General features: G+C 44.9%; 4 protein-coding genes. All 4 read left to right on the plus strand.

Translation table 11 applies throughout. From position 1 onward, the window contains the following. Positions 1-13: 13 nt before the first annotated feature. The 4 genes from flgJ (at position 14) to R7E42_RS21970 (ending at position 5,830) form a co-directional block, all read left to right on the plus strand. Positions 14-940, plus strand: a complete 927-nt coding sequence (gene flgJ / locus R7E42_RS21955; RefSeq protein WP_031779079.1) for a flagellar assembly peptidoglycan hydrolase FlgJ — start codon at positions 14-16, stop codon at positions 938-940. Positions 941-1,100: 160 nt separating this feature from the next. Beyond that, a complete protein-coding gene (gene flgK / locus R7E42_RS21960; protein WP_085570131.1) occupies positions 1,101-3,041 on the plus strand; it encodes a flagellar hook-associated protein FlgK in 1,941 nt (646 codons plus the stop codon). Positions 3,042-3,054: 13 nt separating this feature from the next. Next, positions 3,055-4,248, plus strand: coding sequence for a flagellar hook-associated protein FlgL (gene flgL, locus R7E42_RS21965; protein ID WP_005382037.1), 1,194 nt, complete (start codon positions 3,055-3,057; stop codon positions 4,246-4,248). Between the two features lie 427 nt (positions 4,249-4,675). Then, positions 4,676-5,830 carry a flagellin gene (locus R7E42_RS21970; RefSeq protein ID WP_005382038.1) on the plus strand — a complete coding sequence of 385 codons (1,155 nt, stop codon included), beginning with the start codon at positions 4,676-4,678 and terminating at the stop codon, positions 5,828-5,830. Positions 5,831-6,352 lie beyond the last annotated feature (522 nt).

Raw genomic sequence — 6,352 nt, forward strand, 5'->3', positions numbered from 1 at the left:
TTAGGAGGTAGGTATAATGAACAATCCTAACGACATTGGTTTTATCCATGACATCAGTTCTCTGGATACTCTGCGTCAAAAAGCAGTGAAAGAGGGAAAAGATGGCGAGCAAGAAGCATTGCATGCGGCTGCTCGTCAGTTCGAATCGATCTTTACCTCCATGATGTTGAAATCCATGCGTGAAGCCAATGAGGGCTTTGAGTCCAACATGATGAACAGCCAAAACGAGAAGTTCTACCGACAAATGTTGGATGAACAGATGGCGAGTGAATTGAGTTCGTCTGGTTCAATGGGACTGGCCGATATGATTGTTAAGCAATTAACGGCTGGGCAAGGGAACGACAAAAAAGAAACGGCTATGCGTGATGCGGCAAACAATGCTGCGGAATATCGTCGTGTTGACCCGAAAAAAGCGCGCGAGATTGAACAGCGCTTGATTGAGTCTGGTCAGCTATCTCGACCAAGCAATGAACCCACTCGATTCGATTCACCAGAATCCTTTGTTAACTCGATGAAGCCATACGCGGAGAAAGCTGCGAAAGCCTTAGGTGTCGAGCCATCTCTGCTACTTGCGCAAGCCGCTTTGGAAACGGGGTGGGGACAAAAGGTCGTGAAGAACGCGCGTGGCAGCAGCAACAACTTATTTAATATCAAAGCAGATCGAAGCTGGCAGGGTGACAAAGTGACGACTCAAACTTTAGAGTTCCACGATAACACGCCAGTGAAAGAGACGGCAGCGTTTCGCTCCTACTCAAGTTACGAAGACAGCTTTAATGACTTTGTACGATTTTTGAATGACAACCCACGTTACGAGACAGCATTACAGCAACGCGGGAATTCAGAGTCGTTTATTCGCGGTATCCACAGTGCGGGTTACGCGACCGATCCGAATTACGCAGATAAAGTCCTGCAGGTGAAGGATAAAATCGAAAGTATGTAATGTTTCTGCGACAATTTATGACGTTCTCGAAGGCTTGCCATAGTGCAAGCCTTCACTTTATCTGAACATCTACGCCTTTCTATCACTTGGCACATCTTTTGCTTTTAATGTGTCTAGGTGATCGGTTTTGCCGATTTATATTTCGTTTTCGGGGGCATGTATGGCGTCAGATCTTCTGAATGTAGGTACTCAAAGTGTGCTTACTGCTCAGAGACAATTAAACACCACTGGTCATAACATTTCTAATGTTAATACAGAGGGTTATAGCCGTCAGTCTGTTATCCAAGGCACGAATGATCCGCGCATGTTTGGTGGTTCTACCTACGGCATGGGTGTGCATGTGGAAAATGTTCGCCGCTCGTGGGATCAGTTTGCCGTGAATGAACTGAACCTGTCGTCGACCAACAATGCCAACAAAACGGATACCCAAGACAATCTTGATATGCTCTCTAGTATGTTGAGCTCTGTGGCATCGAAGAAAATTCCTGAGAACCTGAATGAGTGGTTCGATGCGGTAAAAACCATGGCAGATACCCCGAACGATTTAGGGGCACGAAAAGTGGTATTGGAAAAGGCGAAAATCTTCTCTGATACATTAAATGATTTCCACGAAACCGTGCGACTGCAATCTGATGTCACCAATAAAAAATTGGATATGGGCATTGAGCGCGTTAACCAACTTGCGTTGGAAATTCGCGATATTCATCGACTGATGATGCGTACTCCCGGTCCACATAATGACCTGATGGATCAGCATGAAAAGCTGGTTACTGAGCTGTCAGAGTACACCAAAGTTACCGTAACCCCACGCAAAAATGCGGAAGGGTTTAATGTTCATATCGGCAATGGACACACTCTTGTTTCTGGCACGGAAGCAAGCCAGCTCAAAATGATCGATGGCTATCCGGATGTTCATCAAAGACGATTAGCAATGGTGGAAGGGAATGGCATTAAAGCGATCAAGTCTGATGATATGGATGGCAAAATCGGCGCTTTACTTGAAATGCGCGACAAACACATCCCACAACTGCAAGATGAAATGGGCCGTTTAGCGACGGGCTTTTCCTACAAAATTAATCAGCTGCAATCTCAAGGTCTGGATCTCAACGGCAAGATAGGTAAAGACGTATTTACCGACGTGAACTCTGAGCTGGTGGCAAAATCTCGAGTTTTTGCTGCGCCTGACTCACAAGCTGATGTTGCGGTTTACATCGAGGACATTTCCGCGATCAAAGGTGGTGAATATTCGCTGCGTTTTGATGGCGACCAATACAGCGTGACAACACCGAAAGGTGAGCAAATGTCGTTGAACATCGACCGTTCGGATTCGTCGTTTGTTCTGGATGGTATGAAAGTGCAAATTGGTGAAGGCCTTGGCGCCGGTGAGCGCGTATTGCTCCGCCCAACGAGAAGTGGTGCAGCCATCATAAAGATGGAAACCAATGACGCAAAAGCTATTGCCGCACAAAGTTATGAAGCCTCAACCACTTTTGCCCAAGGTAACGCCAAGTTTAAAATTCGTGAGGCGGGGGATGTTAAAGAGTTTGAGGTTACCGTACAACCAGCCGACGAGAAGCATGATAAGCCGTGGTTAAAGATCACGGATAACAAGGGTAATTTACTATCGGACAAATACTCATACCCGTTAGATAAAGATAACCCGATGATTGAAATCTCAGTGCCGAAAAGCCATCCGCTGTATAAAAACGGCGATGCAACTGTGTTTGAGTTGAGCGAAGGCGCACTGATGAATGATAAATTCACCGCAAACTTGGTGCCTTCTGAAGGTGGTAACGGCAACTTGAGAAAAATGCAGAAGATCCAAACAGACAAGATGATGGATGGAAAATCCAGTACCTTGATCGATGTTTATCATAACCTCAATACTGAAGTTGGACTGAAATCTTCTACAGCAAACCGTTTAGCCTCCGTCGCTCGTTTAGAGCATGAAGCGGCGCAAGAGCGCGTTGCTTCTATTTCTGGCGTTAACCTCGATGAAGAAGCGGCCAACATGATGAAGTTTCAACAAGCGTACATGGCTTCATCACGTGTGATGCAAGCGGCGAATGATACCTTCAATACCATTTTACAACTGAGGTAAGGAGAAGAGATAAGTGCTAACCCGAATTTCTAGTTTCCATAACTATCAGTCCGTACAAAATGATCTGCGTCGTCAAGAGAATAAGGTTCACCACAACCAAGAGCAACTTGCTTCAGGGAAAAAGTTACTGAAACCTAGTGACGACCCCCTCGCTGCGCATTACATCCAAAACATTAGTCAGCAACAAGAACAGCTACAACAATATCTTAGCTCGATAGTGTTGGTGCGTAATCGTCTAGAAAACCACGAAGTTAATATCGCCAATGCGGAGAATTTTGCCGACGAGTCGAAGCGCTTAACGATGGAGATGATTAACGGTGCCTTTTCTGCTGAAGACCGACAAGCAAAGAAGCGTGAGCTAGAAGAGATTGCGAACAACTTCCTTAACTTGGTGAACTCGCAAGATGAATCTGGTAACTACGTGTTTGCTGGCACTAAGCCAAAAAGCCAACCATTTTATCGCGATAAAGATGGTAGCGTGCAATACGCTGGGGACGATTATCAGCGCAAAATGAAAGTTTCTAGCATGCTTGAGATGCCAATGAACGATCCTGGCAGCAAGCTGTTTATGGAGATACCAAACCCATTTGGCGACTATCAGCCGAATTACGATCTACAAAATGGCTCTGAGCTGTTGCTAAACAAAGCTACTAACGTTGACGCTAAGGATGATGCGGCGTATCGCGTGACATTTGTCGATATGAATAACGGCAAATTTGGTTACCAATTAGAGCGTAACGGCAAAGTAGTGGATGCCGATGAGTTTTCTCCAGAGAAAGGGATTGAATACAAAGGCCTGAAAGTGCACGTAAAAGGCCAAATTACGCCTGGTGACAGTATTGAGATCGAAAAGCGGGCAGAGTTCAGCATTTTCGATACCTTCAAGGATGCAATGGCATGGTCAGACAAATCGGTTTCGGATACGTCGGCGACTGCTAAATTGCACCAAATGACAGAAGAATTCCACGCTGCTTTTATCCATTTGAATAAAGCGCGTACAGATGCCGGTGCTCGATTGAGTACGCTGGATATCCAAGAGCAAAATCATGAAGACTTTAATTTGTCTCTGGCAAAAGCGAAGAGCAACTTTGAGGATTTGGATTACTCCAAAGCCGTGATCGAGTTCAGTGAAAACTCGCGAGCGTTACAGGCATCGCAACAAGCATTCGGTAAGACCAAAGATCTAACGTTGTTTAACTACATCTAGTATGACACTCATACACATTGTCTGATTTTGATGCCTTATGTGCAAAGCCTTAAGCGCGATAAGTCGACGTAACCTGAGAGTCTGAGATGTCATGCGGCACGATTTTACCCAAAGCGGCAATGATGCGAGAGGCAAGTCGGGCGGCAACAGGGCAGCGTTCAATACACTTGGGGTGAGGTGAGTCTTACAAACCGGAAATAGCTTAATGATAAAGCTAACTTATTGTTTATTTGATTCTTTTAAAAGTAGTTAAATAATTTACGTAAGTTGGCACACAAATTGTATTGAAAATATCAGAACAGATTTAGAGATTCTAAACCCTGCGTTTAAGGCAGATTTAGCAAGTAACTTTTACGGTCAGTGCTTATCCAAATGAGAGTAAAGCTGGCCGCTTCGCAAAAGCTTGCGAACTCAACAGGAGAGCAAAATGGCTGTAACAGTTAGTACTAACGTCTCCGCGATGACCGCGCAGCGTTACCTAAACAAAGCGACTGATGAATTAAACACGTCGATGGAGCGCTTATCTTCAGGACATAAGATTAACAGTGCAAAAGATGATGCGGCAGGTCTACAGATCTCTAACCGCTTAACTGCACAGTCTCGTGGCCTAGATGTCGCAATGCGTAACGCGAACGATGGTATCTCGATTGCACAAACCGCTGAAGGTGCGATGAATGAGGCAACCTCTGTCATGCAACGAATGCGTGACCTTGCGATTCAATCATCGAACGGTACTAACTCTCCGGCTGAGCGTCAGGCGATCAACGAAGAGTCAATGGCATTGATTGACGAGCTAAACCGTATTGCAGAAACCACTTCATTTGGTGGTCGTCGTCTATTGAATGGCTCATTCGGTGAAGCAGCATTCCAGATTGGTGCGAGCTCAGGTGAAGCCATGATCATGGGACTCACCAGCATTCGTGCGGACGATACTCGCATGGGCGGTGTGACCTTCTTATCTGAAAATGGTAAAGATAAAAACTGGAGCGTTGACCCAGCTAAATCTGACTTGAAGATCACGCTACCAGGTATGGGTGAAGACGAAGACGGCAATGTTGATGATCTAGAAATCAACATTAATGCCAAAGCGGGCGACGACATCGAAGAGCTTGCCACTTACATTAATGGTCAGTCTGATATGATTAATGCGTCTGTAAGTGAAGATGGCAAGTTGCAAGTTTTTGTCGCGCATCCAAACGTTCAGGGTGAGATTTCTATTTCTGGTGGATTAGCATCTGAGCTTGGCCTGAGTGATGAACCTATCAGAACGTCAGTACAAGATATTGATATGACCACGGTACAAGGTTCTCAAAACGCGATTTCTGTGCTGGATTCGGCACTGAAATACGTGGACTCGCAACGTGCAGACTTAGGTGCGAAGCAAAACCGTTTGAGTCACAGCATCAACAACTTGGCGAATATCCAAGAAAACGTTGACGCATCGAACAGCCGAATTAAAGATACAGATTTTGCGAAAGAAACCACGCAAATGACCAAAGCACAAATTTTGCAACAAGCAGGGACATCGATTCTTGCTCAAGCGAAACAGTTGCCAAACTCTGCAATGTCACTATTGCAGTAGTTTACTTAGCCTGTACTCAATACATTCAGACGTGGATGGGAATGCAGGCTTTTGGCAAGCAGCTTTACAATAGAATGAGCGGCTCTCTCATCTCTCACCTGCCAATCATTTTCAATGTAAAGTTGCACTCGGTATGCCGGAAATGTGTTCATTTCTCTTGATCTCCACATAGGCTCTGGCGACCAACCTAGCCCCAGTTCTCTCAAAGGAAAAGGGGCTTTTTCTTTTCTAATTCTTACGTCTATCGTCTGCGAACTTATCTTCAATTGTTTCCTTTTGCTGGTTTTCTATACAATCTGGCCCTCTCGGCTCGATTTGTGGAAACTTGAGCACTTTTTCTTACTTTTCTTCAATTTTATTAGCTAAATCTCGCAATGTTATTTTTTTAAACTTTTTTCTAAAGCTTCTGAATTTGGTGTCGTTAATAGAGGTAACTTTGAGAGAGCTACTTGGTTTTCCGAGACGTCGGAAACCGCTACACCGGAAAATCAATTGGAGAAATCACCATGGCAGTGAATGTAA

The organism is Vibrio sp. Vb1337 (assembly GCF_033338715.1).
Classification (GTDB): domain Bacteria; phylum Pseudomonadota; class Gammaproteobacteria; order Enterobacterales; family Vibrionaceae; genus Vibrio; species Vibrio alginolyticus.